Annotated in this window: 21 protein-coding genes; 16 read left to right on the forward strand and 5 right to left on the reverse strand. The window is 34.5% G+C overall.

The features are described 5' to 3' along the window. Window positions 1-10: 10 nt before the first annotated feature. The gene (locus KFV12_RS02175; protein WP_111717281.1) at window positions 11-1,021 is read right to left on the reverse strand and encodes a LacI family DNA-binding transcriptional regulator; all 1,011 of its coding nucleotides are present in this window, start codon (window positions 1,019-1,021) and stop codon (window positions 11-13) included. A gap of 195 nt (window positions 1,022-1,216) precedes the next feature. Between KFV12_RS02175 and KFV12_RS02180 the strand changes: the two genes are divergently transcribed. The 9 genes from KFV12_RS02180 to KFV12_RS02225 all read left to right on the forward strand — a co-directional run bounded on the left by KFV12_RS02180 (window position 1,217) and on the right by KFV12_RS02225 (window position 10,989). Further along, window positions 1,217-3,388 carry a PTS transporter subunit IIBC gene (locus tag KFV12_RS02180; protein WP_239241972.1) on the forward strand — a complete coding sequence of 724 codons (2,172 nt, stop codon included), beginning with the start codon at window positions 1,217-1,219 and terminating at the stop codon, window positions 3,386-3,388. Window positions 3,389-3,439: 51 nt separating this feature from the next. Further along, a complete protein-coding gene (locus tag KFV12_RS02190; RefSeq protein WP_254257173.1) occupies window positions 3,440-4,258 on the forward strand; it encodes an endonuclease/exonuclease/phosphatase family protein in 819 nt (272 codons plus the stop codon). A gap of 86 nt (window positions 4,259-4,344) precedes the next feature. Beyond that, complete coding sequence (locus tag KFV12_RS02195) at window positions 4,345-4,707, forward strand: cytochrome b5 domain-containing protein (RefSeq protein WP_199798236.1); 363 nt, start codon at window positions 4,345-4,347, stop codon at window positions 4,705-4,707. 150 nt (window positions 4,708-4,857) lie between these two features. Beyond that, on the forward strand, window positions 4,858-5,385 hold the full coding sequence (locus tag KFV12_RS02200; protein WP_254257174.1) for a sigma-70 family RNA polymerase sigma factor: 528 nt from the start codon (window positions 4,858-4,860) through the stop codon (window positions 5,383-5,385). After that, window positions 5,382-6,404, forward strand: a complete 1,023-nt coding sequence (locus KFV12_RS02205; protein ID WP_254257175.1) for a hypothetical protein — start codon at window positions 5,382-5,384, stop codon at window positions 6,402-6,404. The genes KFV12_RS02200 and KFV12_RS02205 overlap by 4 nt, the downstream gene beginning before the upstream one ends. A gap of 198 nt (window positions 6,405-6,602) precedes the next feature. Beyond that, window positions 6,603-7,277, forward strand: coding sequence for a response regulator transcription factor (locus KFV12_RS02210; protein WP_239242245.1), 675 nt, complete (start codon window positions 6,603-6,605; stop codon window positions 7,275-7,277). Beyond that, entirely contained in the window at window positions 7,274-8,155 is an 882-nt protein-coding gene (locus KFV12_RS02215; protein WP_254257176.1) for a sensor histidine kinase, read from the forward strand. Before KFV12_RS02210 ends, KFV12_RS02215 begins: the two co-directional genes overlap by 4 nt. 112 nt (window positions 8,156-8,267) lie before the next feature. Then, on the forward strand, window positions 8,268-9,017 hold the full coding sequence (locus tag KFV12_RS02220; protein WP_239241969.1) for an ABC transporter ATP-binding protein: 750 nt from the start codon (window positions 8,268-8,270) through the stop codon (window positions 9,015-9,017). 1 nt (window position 9,018) lies between these two features. Beyond that, complete coding sequence (locus tag KFV12_RS02225) at window positions 9,019-10,989, forward strand: FtsX-like permease family protein (RefSeq protein ID WP_254257177.1); 1,971 nt, start codon at window positions 9,019-9,021, stop codon at window positions 10,987-10,989. 339 nt (window positions 10,990-11,328) lie between these two features. Here KFV12_RS02225 and KFV12_RS02230 read toward each other — a convergent pair whose 3' ends face one another. Further along, a complete protein-coding gene (locus KFV12_RS02230) occupies window positions 11,329-11,868 on the reverse strand; it encodes a hypothetical protein (protein WP_254257178.1) in 540 nt (179 codons plus the stop codon). A 278-nt stretch (window positions 11,869-12,146) separates the two neighbouring features. On the opposite strand from KFV12_RS02230, the gene ppdK reads away from it, so the two are divergent. The 3 genes from ppdK (at window position 12,147) to KFV12_RS02245 (ending at window position 17,058) form a co-directional block, all read left to right on the forward strand. Beyond that, the gene (gene ppdK / locus KFV12_RS02235) at window positions 12,147-14,765 is read left to right on the forward strand and encodes a pyruvate, phosphate dikinase (protein WP_239241967.1); all 2,619 of its coding nucleotides are present in this window, start codon (window positions 12,147-12,149) and stop codon (window positions 14,763-14,765) included. Between the two features lie 13 nt (window positions 14,766-14,778). Next, window positions 14,779-15,603 (forward strand): pyruvate, water dikinase regulatory protein, encoded by an 825-nt coding sequence (locus KFV12_RS02240; RefSeq protein WP_111717300.1) that lies wholly within the window; start codon window positions 14,779-14,781, stop codon window positions 15,601-15,603. A gap of 138 nt (window positions 15,604-15,741) precedes the next feature. Continuing rightward, the gene (locus KFV12_RS02245) at window positions 15,742-17,058 is read left to right on the forward strand and encodes an APC family permease (protein ID WP_254257179.1); all 1,317 of its coding nucleotides are present in this window, start codon (window positions 15,742-15,744) and stop codon (window positions 17,056-17,058) included. Window positions 17,059-17,094: 36 nt separating this feature from the next. Here the strand turns inward: KFV12_RS02245 and KFV12_RS02250 are convergent, their stop codons facing one another. Continuing rightward, window positions 17,095-18,165 carry an NAD(P)H-dependent flavin oxidoreductase gene (locus KFV12_RS02250; protein WP_254257180.1) on the reverse strand — a complete coding sequence of 357 codons (1,071 nt, stop codon included), beginning with the start codon at window positions 18,163-18,165 and terminating at the stop codon, window positions 17,095-17,097. Window positions 18,166-18,293: 128 nt separating this feature from the next. Between KFV12_RS02250 and KFV12_RS02255 the strand changes: the two genes are divergently transcribed. From KFV12_RS02255 to KFV12_RS02270, 4 genes are all read left to right on the forward strand, one after another. After that, a complete protein-coding gene (locus KFV12_RS02255; protein ID WP_254257181.1) occupies window positions 18,294-19,523 on the forward strand; it encodes a YncE family protein in 1,230 nt (409 codons plus the stop codon). A 73-nt stretch (window positions 19,524-19,596) separates the two neighbouring features. Further along, window positions 19,597-20,025 carry a VOC family protein gene (locus tag KFV12_RS02260; RefSeq protein ID WP_133446834.1) on the forward strand — a complete coding sequence of 143 codons (429 nt, stop codon included), beginning with the start codon at window positions 19,597-19,599 and terminating at the stop codon, window positions 20,023-20,025. An 86-nt stretch (window positions 20,026-20,111) separates the two neighbouring features. Further along, window positions 20,112-21,065: a magnesium/cobalt transporter CorA gene (corA, locus tag KFV12_RS02265; RefSeq protein ID WP_254257182.1), complete on the forward strand. Its 954-nt coding sequence runs from the start codon at window positions 20,112-20,114 to the stop codon at window positions 21,063-21,065. Between the two features lies 1 nt (window position 21,066). Beyond that, window positions 21,067-21,921 carry a hypothetical protein gene (locus KFV12_RS02270; RefSeq protein ID WP_254257183.1) on the forward strand — a complete coding sequence of 285 codons (855 nt, stop codon included), beginning with the start codon at window positions 21,067-21,069 and terminating at the stop codon, window positions 21,919-21,921. Window positions 21,922-21,998: 77 nt separating this feature from the next. Here KFV12_RS02270 and KFV12_RS02275 read toward each other — a convergent pair whose 3' ends face one another. Both KFV12_RS02275 and KFV12_RS02280 read right to left on the reverse strand, forming a co-directional pair. Continuing rightward, window positions 21,999-22,199 (reverse strand): cold-shock protein, encoded by a 201-nt coding sequence (locus KFV12_RS02275; protein WP_086041794.1) that lies wholly within the window; start codon window positions 22,197-22,199, stop codon window positions 21,999-22,001. A 256-nt stretch (window positions 22,200-22,455) separates the two neighbouring features. Then, window positions 22,456-22,779, reverse strand: coding sequence for a hypothetical protein (locus KFV12_RS02280; RefSeq protein WP_254257184.1), 324 nt, complete (start codon window positions 22,777-22,779; stop codon window positions 22,456-22,458). Window positions 22,780-22,788: the final 9 nt, after the last annotated feature.

The following is a 22,788-nucleotide window of genomic DNA, read 5'->3' on the forward strand; positions in this document are numbered from 1 at the left end:
GCTTATTTTTTTACTTTAAGTTAATAACAGTTTCACGTTCGATTAATTCATGAGGCACAACAATCTTAGTGTTAGAAATGTCTTCTCCATTCAAATGTTTAATAAGCATTTTGACTGATTCGTGACCGAGTTTTGCGGTATCGATATCAATGGTAGTTAAGTATGGGTGTGTTAATGTCGAGAGTATCGAGTTATTAAAGCTGATAACAGAAAGATTATCAGGCACTTTATAGCCGTACATTTGTACAAGCTGCATAACACGTAGTGCAAATATATCGTCAAGCACCACGATAGCAGTTGCTTTTGTTCGGATCAAAGTATCTTCAAAGTCAGCATAATCTGTATGTTCTATAATTGGAATACTATCAAATACTTTGAGTTGATTGAGCATCATTGCCTTCTGATAGCCGAAATATCTTTCGAAATAAATACCTTCTTTAATCGTATTAGTAACAAAAAGAATATTGCGATGACCATTTTCAATCAAATGTTCTGTAGCATGTTGGCCAAGTAACTGATTGTCATTGTCAATATAACTAATTATATTATGCTGTGTATAAGGTTGCCCAATGAGTGTAAATGCAATTTGCTTTTCAAGCAAGTATTTTATTACGGGATCACCTTGGTGAGCATATGCTAATATGAAACCACCAACTTGCTTTTGCTTGTGCATCACTTTAACATCTTCTAATAAATCTTCTAAGTTCTTAGCTATAGCCACCGCAGTAGTCATATTATTTCTTCTTGCTTCATCATTAATAGCTTCGATTATTTCTAAGAAGAATGGATTGGCCATTCGTTCTTTTGAATTGAGTGGAGGTAGGATAATTCCTATTGCATTTGAAGTTTGCTTCCCTAAGTTTCTGGCAGCGATATTTGGAACATAGCCCATTTCCTGCATCACTTTCTGAACTTTTCTTCGAGTAGCTTCAGAAATAGAAGGATGATTATTAACAACACGTGAAACTGTTGATGTAGCGACACCAGCTTGTTGTGCAACATCTTTAACTGTAATGGCCATAATAATCCTCCGTAAGTCTTTTTCTTAATAATATATGCAACCGATTGCATTGTCAATGATGGTTTTTGCACAAAATTTCATAGCATTTATGCAAATAAAGTATATTATTTTATGAATTACTGTTTACAAAACAAATTTCTGATGATATATTTATCTCAAGTAATGCAACCGATTGCATAAAAAGGAGAAAAAATTATGAAACAGTTATTAAGCTTTGAATTTTGGCAAAAGTTCGGTAAAGCACTGATGGTTGTTGTAGCAGTAATGCCAGCAGCAGGTCTTATGATTAGTATTGGAAAATCGATCCCATTAATTAGCCCAGACATGCAAATGTTAATCACAATTGGTGGTGTCATTGAAAGTATTGGTTGGGCGATTATCGGAAACTTACATCTTCTCTTTGCGTTAGCTATTGGGGGAAGTTGGGCAAAAGAAAGAGCAGGCGGTGCGTTTGCAGCAGGTATCGCATTCGTATTGATTAACCGTATTACAGGGGCAGTATTTGGTGTTAACAGTGCAATGCTTGCAGATGATAAAGCATTCACGCATACATTATTCGGCACAAAGATTATGGTTAAAGGTTTCTTTACGAGTGTATTAGAATCACCGGCATTAAACATGGGGGTATTCGTTGGTATCATCGCAGGTTTCGTTGGTGCGAATGCATATAATAAATACTATAATTATAGAAAGTTACCTGACGCATTATCATTCTTTAATGGTAAACGCTTCGTACCATTCGTTGTTATTCTTTGGTCAACTATCGTTGCATTAATTCTTGCTATCGTATGGCCATACATTCAAGCAGGTATTAACAACTTTGGTTTATGGATTGCTACAAGTAAAGATACAGCACCAATCTTAGCACCATTTTTATTTGGATTCTTAGAGCGTTTATTATTACCATTCGGTCTTCACCATATGTTAACGATTCCGATTAACTATACACAACTAGGTGGAACTTACGAAATATTATCAGGTTCACAAGCAGGTACAAAGGTATTCGGACAAGATCCACTTTGGTTAGCTTGGGCAACAGACTTAGTGAACCTAAGTCACGCTGGAGATACAAGCCAATATAATCAAGTATTAAACGACTTTACACCAGCACGTTTCAAAGTAGGACAAATGATTGGTTCAACAGGTATTTTAATGGGTCTTGCACTTGCAATGTACCGTAACGTTGATAAAGATAAATTACCAAAATACAAATCAATGTATTTCTCAGCAGCATTAGCAGTATTCTTAACAGGAGTTACTGAGCCGTTAGAATTCATGTTCATGTTTGTAGCAGTACCTTTATATGTTGTTTATGCATTCATTCAAGGTGCAGCATTTGCGATGGCAGACATTATTAATTTACGTGTACACTCATTCGGTACAATTGAATTATTAACAAGAACACCACTTGCGATTAAAGCAGGATTAGGTGGAGATTTAATCAACTTTGTATTAACGACAATCGGATTTGCAGTAGTAACTTACTTCTTAGCAAACTTCTTAATTAAGAAGTTCAACTTCGCAACACCTGGACGTAACGGAAATTATGAAGCAGACATGGCAGAAGAAACAGGAACATCAAATGTTCAAGCGGATGATCAAGTTGTACAAATTATTCATTTACTAGGTGGTAAAGCAAATATTAAAGATGTTGATGCATGTATGACACGTTTACGTGTAAGTGTAAATGATAAAGGATTAGTAGGTAATGAAGCAGCTTGGAAAAAGGCTGGTGCGATGGGATTAATCGTTAAGGATAACGGCGTTCAAGCAGTTTATGGTCCAAAAGCGGATGTATTAAAATCAGATATCGAAGATTTATTACAATCTGGTGCTGATATTCCAACGCCAAAGCAAACTGTTGTAGAACCAACTGTATTAGATAACACAGATACTAAAGGATTTACTGGTACTACGAAAAACTTATATTCAGTAGCAGATGGTGAAGTTATCAGTATTGATCAAGTCAATGATCCAGTATTCTCACAAAAAATGATGGGTGAAGGATTTGCAGTGAAACCAGCTGACGAAACAGTTGTAGCACCAGTTGATGGTGAAATCGTAAGCATCTTCCCAACAAAACACGCAATTGGTATTAAAACAACAGATGGAATTGAAGTACTTGTACACATGGGTATTGAAACTGTAAGTATGCAGAAGCCAGCATCACGTGTAGTCGTAAATGATGGACAAAAAGTTAAAGTAGGCGATACGTTAGCGATTATGGATATCGAAACAGTTCAAGCTGAAGGCAAAGATACGACAATTATTGTAGTCATTACGAACAGTGAACGCGTTGAGTCTTTAACATTGGATAAATCAGGTCAAGTCGCAAAAGCTGAAAACATCGGTCACATTGAAATATAATAAAGGGGTAGCTTCGGCTGCCTTTTTATTTTGATTAAAGGAGAGAATAAGATGAAGTTGCTAACACTAAATACGCATAGTTGGTTAGAAGAACATCAAGAAGCTAAGATTGATCAAATTGTAGCACAAATCATAAAAGCAGATTATGATGTCATTGCATTACAAGAAGTGAATCAATTAATTAAGAATACGAACGTCGTATCTGATCAAAATTATTGCCTAGGTAATGATAACATTAACATAAAAGATGATAACTTCGCTTATATCATCGTGAATAAATTAAGAGCCCAAGGTCATAATTATTACTTTAGCTACGCGATGAGTCATATCGGTTATGATAAATATGAAGAAGGCAGTGCGATACTATCAAAACAACCAATCAAACCATATTCAGAATTTGTTTCAATAGATCAATCTCCTGATAACTATCGTTCAAGAAAAATATTATTTGGTGAAACTCAAGTGAACAGGAAATCAATTGTTGTGGCAAGTTGTCATTTCTCTTGGTGGTTAAATAATCAGGATGGATTTAGTTATGAATGGATGAATACAAAGCGTATATTAGAACAATATAATCAACCATTGATTGTTATGGGTGACTTTAATAACCCAGAAGGTACAGAAGGCTATGACTTCGTATTAGACAACAGTGATTTACTAGATACGTATACAAAAGCTGAAGTTAAATACGGCCATCATACAATTGAGAAGAATATCGCAGGATGGGAGAACAATGGCGGAAAGTTACGCATTGATTTCATTTTTGCGAGCAATGAATTTAAAGTGCAATCGAGTAAGACAGTATTTGATGGTTTGAATGCACCGATTGTTAGTGACCACTTTGGCGTTGAAGTTGAAATCACAGAATAGTCATATATTCTCTATATTTAAAGTTGTTTGCAGGTAGGAATTGCAATATGCTTTAAGTATAGAGATTTTTTATGAGGAGGATGATGATGAAAAAATTAATGTTAATCACAGGTGCAATCTTAGTTGCAGTATTTATGGGATTTGCTTTATTTATGAATCAAGGTGGCGGAGAAGATAAGTTGAAACGTGACTTTACGCCGGCTGAAGAGAAGATAATGAAAGACAACGTTTATGATGCAGAAAAGTTGAAAGCATTTGACGGTAAAGACGGACATAAATCTTATGTCGCTGTTGATGGTGTTGTATATGATGTCAGTGACGTTGAAATGTGGAAAGGCGGAAAGCATAACGGTTTAGAAGCAGGTAAAGATTTAACAGAGGGATTCAAATCATCACCTCATAGTGGAGGATTCCTAAAAGAACTTAAAGTTGTAGGATCATATAAGTAAGTGCGAGACACCTCAGGAATGAGGTGTTTTTTTTATTTGCTGAAATTGAGTGGCACGATAATTTTGAATATCGTGCCAAATTTTTTTTGTGTTCAATGATAGAATTTAATCAACACGTACGAATATATAAGTAGTACTGGAGGGTGAGACATGAACGAGTGTGATTTAAAGATTATTCAATTGATTCAATCACGTGATGAACAAGGGATTCAATTATTGTTACAGCAATATGGTGGATTGATGAAATCAATTTGTAAGAAAAATTTATATCATTTTGACAGTCATTTAGATGAATGTATCAATGATTGTTTATTTGGAATTTGGAATAACATCCATCAATTTGATGCGAGTAAAAACTCATTTAAGAACTGGATATGCGTCATTGCAAAGTATCAATCAATAGATATGTTACGCAAATATCAAAAAGACAAAGCAACTGAGACGTTGGAAAATAATATAGTGTATTTAGACCAGGGATTAAAGTTACATGAACAAGCATGGTTTGATTTGATCAAAGATTTATCAGAAGTAGATCAACAAATATTGACGATGATTTATTTAGAAGGTTATAAGCCTGAAGAAGTAGCTGCAATGTTGGGACAAAAGACGAGTAATATTTACAATAGAGTATCTCGTGCTAAGACAAAGCTGAAATTTGCAAAGGAGGATTCACAATGAACAATATATATAGAAAACTCAATGATATTCAATTTGATGAAGTGATTGAAGAAGAAACAATGACAGAGGTTGAACAACAACAATACTTTAATCAGTTCAAAATGAAAAATAAACAAAAACAGCCTTCAAAGATGAAGAAAAGAACGATTCAAATTGCAGCAGCAGCTATGTTACTGGCTGGAGGTTTACCATTTATGAATCATGATATTCAAGCAAATGCTGTTAAAATGATTGAGAACATCACGTATTCATTTAAAGATATAATCACACCACAAGCTGAGAAATACGCAACGCATATTAACGAAACAATTAGCTTAAGCAAAGCTGACGTGAAACTAACAGATGTATTTATTAATGATAAATATTTGACGTATAATTTGTTAGTTGATGCTAAAGGTAAAGACAATGCCCTTCATATTGCAGACCCATTATCCGTAAAAATTAATGGTAGAGAAATGATGGAAGGACTTTCTGGAAGTAGTGAATATTTAAAAGAAAAGAAAGTGCATAGTGATATTGGTATCATTCATCTGCGAGAAATACCACCCCAAGGGAAGTTAAATGTTGAAATGACTTTTGGTAGTTATGAGGGAAATGGTAAAAACTTTGGATATAAATTTAAAGTAAATACATCCGAATTAAATAAAAAAGTTAAATCAAAAATGATGAACGAGACAGTTCTAGTGGGGAAAGAAAAAGTAGATGTTCAACAGGTATCGATTAATCCATTATCAGCACACATCAAGTTATCTTCTAGTAATGAATTTAACTATGATATTAATTTATATGATGAGAATGGAAAAAAATACTACTTTAATTTAATTTCTAGGCATGAGAAAAGTGGTGAATATCAATCTACATTGGTATTTAATCAAGATATTGATTCTACTGGTAAAATTGATGATTTATATAAAGCGAAGTCTTTGGATTTTGAAATAATCGATAATGGTAAGACGCATAATGGACAGAATAATGTAAAAAATAAAACCAATAAAAAAGCATTACATGTTGAATTCTAAAGTAGTAACACCTCAGTAATGAGGTGTTTTTTTGTTATGAAGTTTTGGGCGGTTCTATTTAGGAACCGTCCTGAATTATTATATTTGGGGCGATTCAAACAAGGAACCAGCCCAAAATAATACGTCATCATCCTAAATCCTCAACTTACACGCCACATTTATGTCATAATAATAAAAAACGACGGTGGTGGTGAGATGATGAAGGTTTTGATTGTAGAGGATGATTTGGTCATCGGGAAGATGCTCGCTGAGGAACTGAAGAAATGGCAGCTAAAACCTATCTTAATAGAAGATTTTAATCACGTGATGGATGCTTTCAACACAAATGCACCAGAACTTGTACTACTCGATATTAATTTACCAGCATTCAATGGTTATCACTGGTGTCAGGAGATTCGTAAAGTTTCTACTGTTCCAATAATTTTCATTAGTTCTCGTAATGATAGTATGGATCAAGTGATGGCGATGCAGATGGGTGCTGATGATTTCATTGAAAAGCCGTTTAATATGACGGTCACGATTACTAAGATTCAAGCGCTATTACGCAGAACATATGATTTCACTACTCAAGTAAATAATTTAACTGTAAGTGCGTGTGAACTTCTACTAGAATCGGCAAAACTCAAATATAATGATGAAACTATTGACCTCACACACACAGAACTTCAAATCATACATGCTTTATTCCAGAATAAAGGGAAGTTTGTCAGCCGTCATACATTAATCGAAAAATGTTGGGAGTCAGAGCATTTCATTGATGATAATACCCTTGCAGTGAATATGACGCGATTACGCAAAAAGCTTCAAAAGATTGACCTTCATGATTTTATTGAAACGAAGAAAAATGTCGGATACCGCGTAGGTGATGTATGAGTTTCTTTAAAACGATTCAACGTGAAATTTATATTGTTGTATTAATCTGTGCATTATTTTTCTTAATATTTTTTATGTATAATGTACCCATGCAAGCGTATCTCTTAAGTATAGGGATTTCCACATTCACATTAGCGATTTACTGGAGTATTCGCTATTTAAACTATAAAAAAGAACGTACACTCTATGAAGCAAATGAAGATTTAAGAATAGAAAATCACCGTCTCCGTAACGAATTTATTAATTATCAAAGTGAAGTGGAATCGTATTTCTTATTATGGGTTCACCAAATCAAGACCCCGATCACGGCATCTAAATTACTCCTTGAAGATCCGGATGAGCAAGTTGTATCGAAAGTTCGTAATGAAATATTACAAATAGATAATTACACAAATCTTGCACTCAACTATTTGAAACTCATGAACCAGAAGACAGACATGGTATTTATGGAAGTATCAATTGATGACCTGGTACGACCACTTATTAAGCGTTATGCGATTCAATTTATTCATCATCAAACGAAACTGCATTATGATAAAAGTGATTTTAAAGTATTAACAGATGCGAAGTGGTCTTCGATTATTATAGAGCAGATCTTAAATAATGCACTGAAATACGCTAGGGGAAAAGATGTCTGGATCGCATTTGATGAAATAACAAAGACATTATCTATTCGTGATAACGGTATTGGCATCAATACAAGTGATCTACCGAAAATATTTGATAAAGGTTTCTCTGGTTATAACGGTAGACTAAGTGAGAAATCAAGTGGTATTGGTTTATATATCGTCAGCTCAATTTCTAAGCGATTAGGTCATAAAGTAAGTGTTATATCTACAATAAACGAAGGTTCGACATTCACGATTCAATTTAAATAACGCCAATCTTTCATTTTTGTAAGATTAGTAGCTGTCTTTGTAAGAATAGATAAAGGCAGCTTTTTCTTATGATGCGTAAGATAAAGGTAACAACAAACAAGGAGTGAATGAAATGTTACTTAATATAAAAAACGTTAAAAAAGTATTCGGTAGAGGTGCAAACCAAACAGTTGCTTTAAAAGATATGAATTTCTCAATTAATGAAGGTGAGTTCGTTGCAATAATGGGTGAGTCAGGTTCGGGTAAGTCTACATTATTAAATATTATCGCAACATTCGATACACCAACTGAAGGATCTGTAACAATCGGTGGACAAGATTTAAGTTTGCTTAAGAATAAAGAGGTGGCAAAGTTTCGTCGTGATACTTTAGGATTCGTATTCCAGGATTTCAATGTATTACATACGATGAGTAATGCGGATAATATTTTAATGCCGCTAGTACTTTCAAATATGAAACCTAACGTCATGGAAGAAAGATTATCACGCCTTGCACCAAAGCTTGGTATTTCAGAACATCTGGAAAAGTTCCCGAATCAAATTTCTGGTGGTCAACAACAGCGTGTAGCAATTGCCAGAGCATTAATTTCAAATCCTAGTTTATTGCTGGCTGATGAACCAACAGGCGCATTAGATTCTAAAACTTCAACGGATATTATGAATTTATTCCAGGATATTAATAAAGACAATCAAACGATTCTTATGGTTACACATTCTACGATTGATGCAGCGTATGCAAGTCGTGTCGTATTTATTAAAGACGGTATTTTATATCATGAAATATACCGAGGAGATGAAACACAAAACGACTTCCAAAAACGCATTTCTGACAGTCTAGCAATGCTTTCAGAAAGAGGTGAGTAGGATGATGCAATTATTATTCAAGCTAGTAATGAAGAACTTTAAAGCATTAAGACAAATATTTATACCATTTTTATTAGCAACAAGCGTTATGATGGGATTACAGTATATTATGCTGTCGATGATAAATAATGATTATATCCAAAAGCGGCATGCTGACTTACCGCAGTTGCTTGTCTATTCAAACATCCTGGTTGGTTTATTAACGGTTGTGTTTATCATTTATGCGAATCGCTTCGTTATGAAACAACGTCGACAGGAGTTCGCATTAAATATGATACTTGGGTTAGAAAAGCGTCATATAAGATTGATGTTATGGTTCGAAGCAATCATACAATTTGTAGTTATCAGTGTTATTAGTATCATTGGTGGTTATTTATTTGGAAACCTGATCTTCCTGATGTTAAATAAATTAGTTAAGACAAAAGGTATGTCACTGATGAACTATCCATTTGATTTCAAAGCAGCAGCTATTACGCTATTCATCATGGCAATCACTTTTTGTATATTGTTTATAATAAATAACATTACACTTACGATGCAAAGTCCAACACAATTAATGCGCACTCGACTTGCTGGTGAGAGGGCAACGCCGAAATGGAAGCTTGCAGTGCTGTTCATCATCGGGATTTCTACTTTAGGTTATGGTTATTATTTAGCACTGGATGTAAAAGGTGTACTAGATTCTCTTCAATCTATATTTTTTGCAGTACTACTTGTAGGTGTTGGAACATATTGTTTATTCATGTCGTTAACTATAATTGTGTTGCAGTTGTTGAAAAGAAATAAGAATATTTATTATAAGCCTAATCAATTTTTTTCGATTTCTGGATTATTATCGCGTATGAAATCTAATGCGGTAGGACTTGCTAGTATTACAATGCTTATGACGTTTTTAATGGTGACGCTCGGGATGTCACTTTCTGCATATCGTGGTATTGAAGCACAAGTTGCAGGTAGTATGACCCAACAATACGAAATTAATTTATATGGGGATCAGAAAAAACAAGTTAAAAATATCCAGGAAGATATCAGTAAAATTGCTGACGTTGATAAATTTAGGTATAGTGAACTGTCATTCTTCCCAATTATTAAAGATGGCCATAAATTAGTACCGATAAATGATCAGGTTGGACTTAAGTTAAAAGGTAAAGATATGACGTATGTTGTACTTACAACTGAAAAAGACCATAATATTGCACGAGACGAGCAAGTTTCAGTAAAAGACGGTGAAATCATTGTCAGTACAAACGCAGATAGATTTAGTCATGATAAAACGTTAAAGATTATGGGTAAAGAGGTAAAAGTACAGATAGAGTCTGAAAATTATATCGGCAATCAAGTTGCTATTGATGCGATGTATATTATTGTTAAAGATAAAGCTCAATTTGATGCATACAGAAGTTATTTTAAATCATTGAATAATCAAACAAACAAAATAGAAGTTCCAGAAGCGAGTGGAACACTTGGTTTTAACGTGGATGCACATGAAACAACTTTAAAGAAAGCTATTCCAAAGCTTCAGAAGAAATATGGCATACGTATTGAAAATAAAGAAGATGTTCAAAAAACAATTTATGAGTTAAATGGAGGATTAATATTTATCGGTATTGTCGTATCAATTACGTTACTTACAGGTGTGTTCTTAGTGCTATACTACAAACAACTATCTGAAGGATATGAAGACAAACGCAACTACGACATTATGCAAAAAGTAGGATTACCACAAGAATTGATTAAGAAGACGATTAACAAACAGATTATCTGGATTTTCGGTTTACCGATTATTATTACTGTTATTCATACGCTGTTTGCGACGAAAATTATATTTAATTTACTTGGTGTATTAGGTATTCGTGATAAAGCGATGTTCTTTTCAAGTTATGGTATTGTAATGCTCGTAATTATGGTCGTTTACGGTATCATGTATCTGATTACATCGAGAACATATTATAAAATTGTTAATGAGAAATAAAAATTGGGGCGATTCTAATGAAGAACCGTGCCAAATCAAGCGAAATGGCCCGATTTTGATGAAGAACCGTGCCAAACAAAGCGAAATGGCCCGATTCCAAAGAAGAACCGTGCCAAACAAAGCAAAATGGCCCGATTCCAAAGAAGAACCGTGCCAAATCAAGCGAAATGGCCCGATTTTGATGAAGAACCGTGCCAAACAAAGCAAAATGGCCCGATTCCAAAGAAGAACCGTGCCAAACAAAGCGAAATGGCCCGATTCCAAGGAAGAACCGTGCCAAACAAAGCAAAATGGCCCGATTCCACTAAAGAATCGGGCCATTTTAACTATCTTAAATTTCTACTCAAACGTCTTCACAAATGCTTCAACATTTTCAGCTTTTTCCCACGCATCCACGTTCATTGGATCGATATGAATAATCGGCCCACCTTCAGTCGTGATGTATTCACCTTGTTCAGTGCCTAATCCATCAACGAATACTGTCTTACCGTGCAATGTGTAGTAATCTTTCAATTCATCTTTCATCTTGTTACGTACAGCGATGTATTCTTCAACATCACTATTTTCGTACATGTAACCTTCGATTAAAGTGTAGCCTGGAACAATACCTTCATGGTCTTTAATTGTTGCAACGTATGACCAGTCAATAACGATAGTGTGATCACCAGAGAATGAGTGACGCGTTAATGGATAAACACTTCCACGCCATTCGATTTCTGCATAATCCGGAATATTCTTATATTCCATCGTATATTCTTTCTCAGATTCATACGCTGTAATGAATGGTACAACTGCTAACCATTCTTTAATCTCTTCAACTGTGTCGAACATTCCTACGATGTGATGTTTTTTACCATCAATAAACTCTAGTTGATACATATGAATCTCCCCTTAAAAAAGTTTTCTTAAAGATAAACTTTAAGTTACTTCGATTATAATAAAGCGTTTTCATTTCTGCTACTGAATGGTAAAACTTTTTCAACTTTTTTCTGACAAGTTCACAATACCTTCATATTTAAACAGATATTTCTAAAAAAATTTATTAAATTGTCTTTTTATGATTGTCATAAAAGTTTTAATGTGACATACTAATTAACATAATAGTATAACCTAATGGGTTAATTGGTATAACACAAAAAATGATGAGGTGACTAAATTTGAGTAAATTTGTATATGCATTTGAAGAAGGAAGTCAAAATATGAAAGACTTGTTAGGTGGTAAAGGCGCAAACCTTTCAGAAATGATGCGTCTAGGTTTACCTGTTCCTAACGGATTTACAATCACGACTGAAGCTTGTATCGAATATTTAGATCGTGGTGAACAATTATCAGACGAAGTACTTACACAATTAGATGAGAAGTTAAAAGAACTAGAAGATAAAACAAATAAAGCTTTCTCTTCAGATGAAAATTTACTATTAGTATCAGTACGTAGTGGTGCGAAAATCTCTATGCCAGGTATGATGGATACGATTTTAAATTTAGGATTAAATGATGAAAATGTTGAAAAATTAGCTGCAAAGACAGAAGATGCACGTTTTGCGTATGATTGTTATCGTCGTTTGCTACAAATGTTTGGTAGTGTTGTATACAATATTCCGATGCCAGCATTTGAAGAGTACTTTGAAGACTTCAAAAAAGTTAAAGGGCATGCAACTGATGCTGATGTACCAGCTGAAGATTTGAAAGAGATTGTTGAACAATATAAAGAAATCTATATCGAAGAAGCACATAAACCGTTCCCGCAAGATCCAAAGAAACAGTTAACTGAAGCGATAGAAGCGGTATTTAAATCATGGAACAATGATCGTGCACGTATTTATCGTGATTTAAACGAAATTCCTCATGATATCGGAACAGCTGTAAATGTTCAGGAAATGGTATTTGGTAATAGTGGTGATCGTTCTGGTACAGGTGTTGCATTTACACGTAACCCGGCGACAGGTGAACATAAATTATATGGTGAATACTTATTGAATGCGCAAGGTGAAGACGTTGTAGCAGGTATTCGTACGCCGAAAGCAATCGAAACTTTAAATGAACAAATGCCGCATGCATATGAAGAGTTCGTGAATGTAACGAAGAAATTAGAAAGTCATTACAAAGATATGCAGGATATCGAGTTTACGATTGAAAATGAAAAGTTATTTATCTTACAAACGCGTAACGGGAAACGTACTGCAAAAGCTGCGATCAACATTGCTGTAGATATGGTAAATGAAGGTGTCATTTCGAAAGAAGATGCTGTTGCAATGGTAGATGTTAAATCAATTGATCAATTGTTACATCCTAACTTTAATGAAGAAGCATTAAAATCTGCTGAATTAGTATCAGACAAAGGTTTACCAGCTTCTCCAGGTGCTGCAACAGGTGTTATCGTCTTCTCGGCATTAGATGCAAAAGCGAAAGCTGAAGCAGGTGAGAAGGTTATATTAGTGCGTCCTGAAACTTCTCCAGAGGATATTGAAGGTATGATTGCTGCTGAAGCGATTGTAACGACACATGGTGGTATGACGAGTCATGCTGCGGTAGTAGCACGTGGTATGGGTAAATGTTGTGTAACGGGATGCTCTGATCTTGAAATTAATACGAAAGAAAAATACGTAAAATATGCCGGTAAAACTTTATCTGAAGGTGATGTTATCTCAGTTAATGGTTCAACAGGTGCAGTATATATTGGTGAAATTGAAACGACGAAAGCGGAAGCAAGTGATGTCTTTGAAGAATTTATGGGCTGGGCAGAAGAAATCGCACGTTTATCTGTACGTATGAATGCGGAAACTGAAGGTGATATTAAATCAGGTTATTCATTTAACGCAAAAGGTATCGGTTTAGTACGTACTGAGCATATGTTCTTTGGTGAAGAACGATTAATTGAAATGAGACGTTTCATCTTAGCATCTACTTACGAAGAACGTGTAGAAGCATTAAATAAAATCAAAGTTTATCAAACAGAAGATTTCGAAGGTATCTTTAATTTATCTCAGGACCGTCCGTCAATCGTACGTTTATTAGATCCGCCATTACATGAATTCTTACCGAAAGGTGGAGAAGAAGTTAAAGCAGTGGCCGACCAGTTAGGCGTTACGACAGATTTCTTAGAAAAGCGTATCAGTGAATTACATGAATTTAACCCGATGCTTGGTCACCGAGGCTGTCGTTTAGCGATTACTTATCCTGAATTATATGAAATGCAGACTGAAGCAATCATTACAGCTGTGTTGAATTTAAAAGAAAAAGGTATTGAAACAAAGCCTGAAATTATGATTCCTTTAGTTTCAACTACACAAGAATTTGTCATCTTAAAAGATGTTGTTAAGAAAAAAGCACAGGAAATCATGGATGCAAAAGGTGTACAAGTTGACTACCTAATTGGTACAATGATTGAAACACCACGTGCATGTCTAGTTGCAGGAGAACTTGCTCAGCACTCTGAATTCTTTAGTTTTGGTACAAACGATTTAGCTCAATTAACTTATGGTTTCTCTCGTGATGATGCCGGTAAATTCATCAACGAATACATTAACCGTGAAATTCTTAATGTCGATCCGTTCCAAACATTAGACGTTGAAGGTATGGGACAACTTATTAAGATTGCAGTTGAAAGCGCAAAATCAGCAAACCCAGCCATTAAGATTGGTGTTTGCGGTGAGTTAGGTGGAGATCCTAAATCAATTCATTTCTTTAATGATTTAGCAATTGATTATGTCTCATGTTCACCATTCCGTGTACCAGGTGCTATTTTAGCGACTGCGCAAAGCCAGGTGAAAAAATAGTAGGAGGTACATTTTGAGTAAATATGAAACGAAAGATTTATTAATCTATATCATTTCAGATTCAATTGGTGAAACCGCTGATAGAATGCTTCATGCAACGTTATCTCAATTTCCGAAACTAACATCTGTAAGTGTGAAGAAATTTTCATTCATCAAAGATGAAGAAGAGTTTAAGAACATTTTAGAACTGGCAAAACAAAAAGAAGCAGTCGTAGTTACAACGCTTGTAAACCCTGAATTTAATCGTCTGGGACAAGCATTTGCCAAAGAAACTGGACTTTCATATATCGATTACATGACAGGCTTGATCAGAGTCATACAAAATCATACTGATATGGAACCGGTCGGTGAAAGTGGCGCACTGAGAAAGATGGATGAAGAATACTTTAAGCGTATTGAAGCGATTGAGTACTCAGTGAAATATGACGACGGTAAAAACTTTCATAATTTAGCAGAAGCAGACGCTGTTATTGTTGGTGTTTCAAGAACTTCAAAGACACCGTTAAGTATGTATCTAGCAAATAAAGGGTTTAAAGTTGCGAACATTCCTTTAGTGCCTGAATCACCTATTCCTGAAGAAGTATATCAACAAAAGAACTTAAAGGTATTTGGACTGACTGCAAGTCCGAACTATATTATGAATATACGTACAGAACGTATTAAAGTTTTAGGACTTTCAGGACCAGGACAATATAATGATTTGAAACGTATTAAAGAAGAATTGAGCTATGCTGAAGAAGTATTCAATCGATTAAATGCTACTGTTATTAATACAGAGTATAAGTCGATAGAAGAGTCGGCATTCTATATTGAACAACATTTAAGGAAACGTAAATAATAATATCCAGGATTGAGACGGAATTTGTCTCAATCTTTTTTGTTTTAAAGTAAGATATATTGAAAATTAATTTATCAAAACACCATACGAGAATGACAGTTTTATGATATTATGGTTGAGGATTAAAAGGAGGTAATTATGGAAAAGGGAATGAACAAAGGTATAGGATTTTTTTCAGCTTTAGCACTTGTAATGGGGACTGTTATTGGTTCAGGTGTATTCTTTAAAATATCTAACATAACTGAAGTAACAGGAACACCAGGTATGACGTTGTTTGTATGGCTATTAGGTGGTTTGATCACGATATGTGCCGGACTGACAGTAGCAGAACTTGCAGCAGCAATTCCGAGAAATGGTGGACTGACGACATATATTGAATATACGTATGGTAAGTTTTTTGGATTTTTAGCAGGCTGGGCACAAAGTTTTATTTACTTTCCGGCAATGATTGCAGCACAATCGATTGTATTTTCACAGCAAATTGATAATTTATTTCATATTGGAAAGGGATGGCTATTTCCGGTAGCAGTTATCGCAATGGTTTCAATATTATTGATTAACTGTCTGGGCTCGAAGGCTGGTGGGATATTGCAATCAGTCACTTTAGTTGTAAAGCTTATTCCGATTATCGCTATCGTCGTGTTTGGTTTAATGCAGACTGGCGATGTTCAGGTATCATTAATACCTACGACAGGTGATACAGGCATTAATTTCTTTGTAGCCCTTGGTGCTGGATTGCTTGCGACAATGTTTGCTTATGATGGATGGATTCATGTCGGTAATATTGCCGGGGAAATGAAAAATCCGAAAAGAGATTTACCATTAGCAATCACATTAGGTTTAGGTCTAGTTACAATTATTTATTTACTGGTAAACGCAACATTTTTATTTACATCACCAATTGCTGAACTGAAAGGTAATTTAAACGCAGCAACTGATACAGCAGTAATCTTGTTTGGCCAGTCTGGTGGAAAATTAATTACCATCGGAATAATGGTATCAGTGTATGGTGCATTAAATGGTTATACGATGACAGGAATGCGTGTACCAGAAGCGATGGCGAAACAAAATTTATTACCGTTTAAAAATGTATTCACGAAACTTACAAAAAGTGGTGCGCCATGGATGAGTGGTTTGATTCAGGTCGTTATTGCGATTATTATGGTTTCTCTTGGTGCTTTCGATTCAATCACAAATATGCTTGTATTTGTAATCTGGGCATTTTACTGTATGGCATTTTATGCGGTATTTGTATTACGTAAGAAAGAAAAAGAACTCGTTCGTCCTTATAAAGTACCGTTGTATCCAATCATTCCTATGATTGCTTTACTGGCAGGACTGTTCGTTATGCTTAATACTCTAATTACGCAATTTGGGTTAGCATTAACAGGGACTATCATCACGCTTTTAGGAATACCCATCTATCTTTATCAGATGAAAAAAGAACAATATTAAAAAGCTCTCGAATGAGAGCTTTTTTTGTGCTGTATTTTATATATTATTCATTTTAAAATCCAGTATTAACTGATCGGTATGTGCCACGATTTCTCTAAATAAACCTTGTGCATTGATTTTCTTAGCAAGTGTAGGTGCCTGACCACACCACATATGAAGAATAGCAGTGTCACCGTTCTTAGCTGCGCTTTGACGAATACTCGTCGTTAAATCATTTTGAAGCGGATAAGGCAGTATATTTGTACCACTCGTTTCCAAATCATTAATAAAATTATTTTCTATACCACGCGCACTTTTACCGCTGAATACTTTTGTTACGGTTGTATCCTCAGGTTGTGCATGGATGATTGCTTCTTTATGATCGTTTGGTGCCTTACTTTCATGCGTTGTTAAGAAAGCAGTCCCCATTTGCACACCGCTCGCACCTAACATAAGTGATGCAAGTATACCGCGCGCATCCATTATTCCACCTGCTGCGATTACAGGTAGAGACACGCTATCTACAATTTGAGGAATCAATGCCAATGTGCCGATTGAACGCGTTTTTGTAAACGCGCCTTTATGTCCACCTGCTTCAAAGCCTTGTGCAACCACCATATCTAATCCACTTTGTTCAATCATTCTTGCTTCTTCAATTGAACTTGCTGTACCGATTGTTATAATACCTTTCTTTTTTAGCAGATTAATAATCTGTTGTGCCGGGATGCCAAATGTAAAACTTACAACTGGAACTTCCATATCCATTAACAACTGAATTTTATCAAGAAAAGTTTGTTCAGAGTGTATTTTAACATTTGCTGTCTTTAAATCATATTTATCATAATAAGGTTTAAGTTTCTCCTGCATCATTTGAATGGCACTATCGTCGTATTGAATATCTTCAGGCACGAACAAATTGACAGCAAAAGGTTTATCGGTAAGCTTGCGTACAGCCTCAATTTCATCGCTTAACACATCAGTGGTCATATATCCAGCACCAATTGTTCCTAACCCCCCCTCATTACTGATTGCTGCAACAAGCTCTGGTGTTGTGCTTCCAGCCATGCCCGCCTGTACAATTGGATATGCAATGCTTAATTGATCTGTCAATCGTGTACTGTTCCACATATCGTTCACCTCTTTGTTATCATACTGTCACTATAACATATTAATAAATTGAAACTAAATTTTTCAATGTGACATTACTTAATTTATGCTATATTTAAATAAAAAATGGAAAAGAAGAGGAGAACATTATGCGTGCGATTCAATATTTAATGTTATCAGCAATGATACTCGTGGCTGGATGTGCAAACGAAGAACAGAAAACAACCGAGAAATCAACAAACACAGAACAAACGACTAAAGAAAACAAAGCAGAAAAAGTGACGACTGAATCAAAAGATTCGTCTGAAGAAGATGTAACCGCAGATCAAATTGATAAAGATAGACCAGCTTCGAATACAACAACGATGAAATTAATCGATACAATAAGTGAAGGACCGATTACTCCAAAATCAGTTGTCGCGAATAATAAAGGTCAGGTTATTGCAAACAATATGATGTACCAGCATACAATTACAGTTTATGATGCGAAATCACGTAAACTCATTAAAAAGTTATCGGATACAGTAGACTTTAAAAAGTTCGGTATCGAAGGTTTTGATAAACCTGTAAGTGGTGCACCAGTTGAAGCAGTTTGGACAAAAGATGGGAAGTATGCGTATGTATCTCAATATCAATTAACAGACCATGGTGCAGAAGCAGAAGATATGTGTTCAGCAGGTAAAGCAATCGCAGAATCTGTCGTATATCGTTATAATGCTGAAAAGCAAGACTGGGATCAGGTCATTCAAGTTGGTCGTGTGCCAAAATATGTAGCACTTACGCAAGATAATTCAAAATTACTTGTTTCTAACTGGTGTGATAAATCATTATCAGTAGTAGATACTAAGACAGCTAAACAAACAGAACAAATCCCATTAAATGCAATGCCACGCGGTATTGTATCACTGCCAGATAATAAAACAGCTTACGTTACAGCGATGTTCTCGAATGAAATTTATAAAGTGAATTTAGAAACAGGGAAAAGTGAAATGATTCTGAAGACCGGACAAAGACCACGTCATTTAGTACTCGATAATCAAGGGAAGACAATCTACATTACGGTGGCGGGTGCTAATGAACTATTAAAATATGATGTTGCAACAGATAAAGTTATTGCGCGTGCTACTACAGGAAAAGAACCACGTTCAATGGCAATTTCACCAGACAGTACAGCAGTGTATATCGTTAATTATGATGAGAATACAGTATCAAAATTTGATACGAAGACGTTGAAAGAAATCACGCGTGTTGAAGCAGGATTTCATCCAATCGGTATCACTTATGAAAATACGACAGGTGATGTATGGGTAGCAAACTATGGTGGTACAATCTCTGTTTATGATGATAAAGTAGCAGCATCAACAGCTACATCAAAATAAGTTATCATTATGTAAAATAAATTAAGTTGTGATATATTTAATTTGAATTACAATATACATTTGGAGGTCTATCATGACAGAATTAATTCCTTACTTAGCGTTTGAAAGTGCAAAAGAAGCGCTAGCATATTATGAAGAAGTATTTGGAGCAACAGACGTTAACAGATTACCAGTAGGAAAAGAACAGGCAGGACAATTTGGTGTAGACCCGGAACAAGCTGAAGAGATGACAATGCATTCTGAATTTAAAGTAGCGGGACATAAATTATATGCAGCAGATAGATTTGGTAAAGCTGGAGATTTCAATAATAGCATGACATTATCTTTAAACTGGGACAAATCAAATGCTGAAGATACTGCAGCAATGACTGAACTATTCAATAAAGTAGCAGCACACAATGAGACGAAAGTGCATATGCCGATTGAAGAGCAATTCTGGGGCGGTGTGATGGGCGCATTAGATGATAAATACGGTGTACACTGGATGTTTAACGGAAACTAGAATAAAAAATTAATCAGACCAAAGTTAAAATAGCTTTGGTCTTTTTATATGCTATTAAAGTATAATGATGTGTGAGGGGGGAGAGTATGGCATTAAGTATTTTGTATCATGACGATAATAAACTAAAACGTGTTAATACAATAGATGATTTACCAAAAGATGCAACCTTCATTTGGTTTGACTTTGAAGGGGCGAATGAAGAAGAGAGTGAACTTTTTAAACAACATTTTGACATTAATGGATTAACGATAGAAGATGTAATACACAGTAATTCAAGACCGAAATATAAAAATTATAATGCATATGAGTATTTAGTATTCCAGAAGTTTGAACGCGATACATATGAAGCAGAAACGATTAATGTGCTCCTGAAAGATAATGTTTTTATTACCTATCATGATGAAGATATTGAAGCAACAGATGAAATAGATGCTTTAGCGAAAGAATTAGAAGAAGAAGCACCAAGTAATTTGACACCAAAAGTAGCAGCAATGATGTTGCTTGATAAAATAGTAGATTTCTATACGGAGACTGTAGAATCGATAGAAGATAATGTGCTTAGTTTTGAAAAAAGACATTCTAAAGATAAGAAGGAACATTATATAATGGATGACATCTTTGATTTAAGAGCAAAATTGATTCGTATCAAAGGGATTATCGTACCAATGAGTGAACTGGTAGATGAATTAGAACGTGATCAGCATATGATAGAAACAGAACACGATCATCATTATATTCACCATATTCAGGACCATATGATTAAGCAGAAGAATATTATAAAAAATTCGCAGGAACTCACGGATGAAATAAGAAATAACTATGAATCGTATAACAACTATAGAATGAACCGTGTAATGCAGATGTTAACCCTCGTATCAACTGTATTTCTACCATTGACATTGATTGCAGGAATTTACGGGATGAACTTTGAGTACATGCCGGAACTGAAATGGAAGTATGGATACTTTACAGTACTGATCGTAATGGCGTTATTATTAGTTGTAAGTATGGTGTATTTTAAAAAGAAGAAGTGGTATTAACATGTTAGGATTATTTAAAAAGAAAAGACCAAAACCAGAAGTAGATGAATCTAGAATTGATTTAAATATTAGAAAAGAATTAGAGAAGACATTTATAAAAAGACACGTGATGAATGAAAAAGCTGTGAATGCAATCGTAAATATCTTTAGGAAATACCCACAAGAAATAATAATCGTTCATAGTTTTTCGAGTGAACCTAGATATAACAAAGAAAGTTTTAGGATTAAAATTGAAGAGATAATGAATTTGTCTTTTGCGGAGCAAATTGGGTATATAGACACTTTATTATTGATATATGACAGTGAATATCAACCATTAATTTATTGGAACATAATTAGTGGAAACTTATATATTCATCCTAAATTTGAAGATATCACAATTGTTGAAGATACTTTTAATCTTACTGAAAATTATTTATGGGAATCCTTCAATTCAGATGTTAAAGACACAATATATTTTGTTGATACTAAAATTAGAGGATATAAATCCATTGGATGGTCAGCTACATGGGATTCACTTGAGTTCTTTGAACTAGTAGAAGCGTTTAATATCACAGGAGCAATATTAAATGAAGGTTATGAAGAAACGCATGAAATTTTAGAACAATACAAAGTTGAATATGAAAAATATGAAGGTTTCTTACTTATCAATGGAAATATTCATCCTGAATTTTTAATGAAGTATTATAACATTAATGGAAATCAGGGCACTATATGTGAAATGGCACTTTTTGTTGATATGAAAGAACCAATTTCTAAAGAAATGATTAAAGGGAAATATGTAGATATAAAAGACTATAAGGTTATATTACCTATAGATGATTATGATGATATTCTATGTTTCTTTAATTTTTAGTATTTCCTTAAGGATGTATTATTAATTTTATGCAAAAAAAATAAGCCCCTTGAGGGCTTATTTTTCAACATTAAATATTATAATTTAACGATGTTAGCAGCTTGAGGTCCACGTTGACCTTCTTCGATATTGAATTCAACTGCTTGACCTTCTTCTAAAGTTTTGTAACCGTCTCCTTCGATAGCACTGAAGTGAGCGAATACGTCGTCTCCACCTTCAACTTCGATGAATCCAAAACCTTTTTCTGCGTTAAACCATTTAACTGTACCTTGTGTCATAATAATGACCTCCAAATAATTATTAAATAATATCTAATGTTTTACATAAGAAAACTTCACATATTTCAAAAAGCAAACCCTTAACACGATTACTTTTTGTAATATGTGAAGTCCTTACGTTTCTTGCATATGTTCGATATATTTGTACTAAGTATATAACGCATATCAAGTTTTGTCAATGTATTTGTAACTTTAGTTTATTTTCACCTGGTAAGTGTGCCATAAATTGTTGAATAGAGTAGCATGAATCTACTTCTTACATAAAGCTTTTATTTTCTTTAATGTAACTATAAAGCAACACGATTAAAGTTGCGCCTAAGTAAACGAGTTCAGGCACGTCCTGAATGATATTTAATGGTTTGGAAGTATCAAGTGTTATTAATTTATAGAATGAAAAGAAGAACAGGATGCCGATAACATAATCGAACGCTTTTGCATAAGCAGAAGTTCCGATCATTCTTTTTTCTTTATCTACTGGGTGTTTTGTTTTAAACATCGTCGTTTGACCATATATTTTATATTTAAATAATTCGAACAAGATGAAAGTTAGAATAACGATACCAGCAAGTAATTCTCTCATGAAGACACT

This window comes from Macrococcus epidermidis, assembly GCF_024205965.1.
In the GTDB taxonomy this organism is placed as follows: domain Bacteria; phylum Bacillota; class Bacilli; order Staphylococcales; family Staphylococcaceae; genus Macrococcoides; species Macrococcoides epidermidis.

Coding starts and splice junctions, on each gene's coding strand:
- KFV12_RS02205 (WP_254257175.1), top strand. CDS start 5,382: ATGAACAATATATATAGAAAACTCAATGATATTCAATTTGATGAAGTG.
- KFV12_RS02190 (WP_254257173.1), top strand. CDS start 3,440: ATGAAGTTGCTAACACTAAATACGCATAGTTGGTTAGAAGAACATCAA.
- KFV12_RS02270 (WP_254257183.1), top strand. CDS start 21,067: ATGTTAGGATTATTTAAAAAGAAAAGACCAAAACCAGAAGTAGATGAA.
- KFV12_RS02225 (WP_254257177.1), top strand. CDS start 9,019: ATGATGCAATTATTATTCAAGCTAGTAATGAAGAACTTTAAAGCATTA.
- KFV12_RS02230 (WP_254257178.1), bottom strand. CDS start 11,868: ATGTATCAACTAGAGTTTATTGATGGTAAAAAACATCACATCGTAGGA.
- KFV12_RS02175 (WP_111717281.1), bottom strand. CDS start 1,021: ATGGCCATTACAGTTAAAGATGTTGCACAACAAGCTGGTGTCGCTACA.
- KFV12_RS02260 (WP_133446834.1), top strand. CDS start 19,597: ATGACAGAATTAATTCCTTACTTAGCGTTTGAAAGTGCAAAAGAAGCG.
- KFV12_RS02180 (WP_239241972.1), top strand. CDS start 1,217: ATGAAACAGTTATTAAGCTTTGAATTTTGGCAAAAGTTCGGTAAAGCA.
- KFV12_RS02195 (WP_199798236.1), top strand. CDS start 4,345: ATGAAAAAATTAATGTTAATCACAGGTGCAATCTTAGTTGCAGTATTT.
- KFV12_RS02245 (WP_254257179.1), top strand. CDS start 15,742: ATGGAAAAGGGAATGAACAAAGGTATAGGATTTTTTTCAGCTTTAGCA.
- KFV12_RS02200 (WP_254257174.1), top strand. CDS start 4,858: ATGAACGAGTGTGATTTAAAGATTATTCAATTGATTCAATCACGTGAT.
- KFV12_RS02255 (WP_254257181.1), top strand. CDS start 18,294: ATGCGTGCGATTCAATATTTAATGTTATCAGCAATGATACTCGTGGCT.
- KFV12_RS02275 (WP_086041794.1), bottom strand. CDS start 22,199: ATGACACAAGGTACAGTTAAATGGTTTAACGCAGAAAAAGGTTTTGGA.
- KFV12_RS02220 (WP_239241969.1), top strand. CDS start 8,268: ATGTTACTTAATATAAAAAACGTTAAAAAAGTATTCGGTAGAGGTGCA.
- KFV12_RS02250 (WP_254257180.1), bottom strand. CDS start 18,165: ATGTGGAACAGTACACGATTGACAGATCAATTAAGCATTGCATATCCA.
- corA (WP_254257182.1), top strand. CDS start 20,112: ATGGCATTAAGTATTTTGTATCATGACGATAATAAACTAAAACGTGTT.
- KFV12_RS02280 (WP_254257184.1), bottom strand. CDS start 22,779: ATGAGAGAATTACTTGCTGGTATCGTTATTCTAACTTTCATCTTGTTC.
- KFV12_RS02215 (WP_254257176.1), top strand. CDS start 7,274: ATGAGTTTCTTTAAAACGATTCAACGTGAAATTTATATTGTTGTATTA.
- KFV12_RS02210 (WP_239242245.1), top strand. CDS start 6,603: ATGAAGGTTTTGATTGTAGAGGATGATTTGGTCATCGGGAAGATGCTC.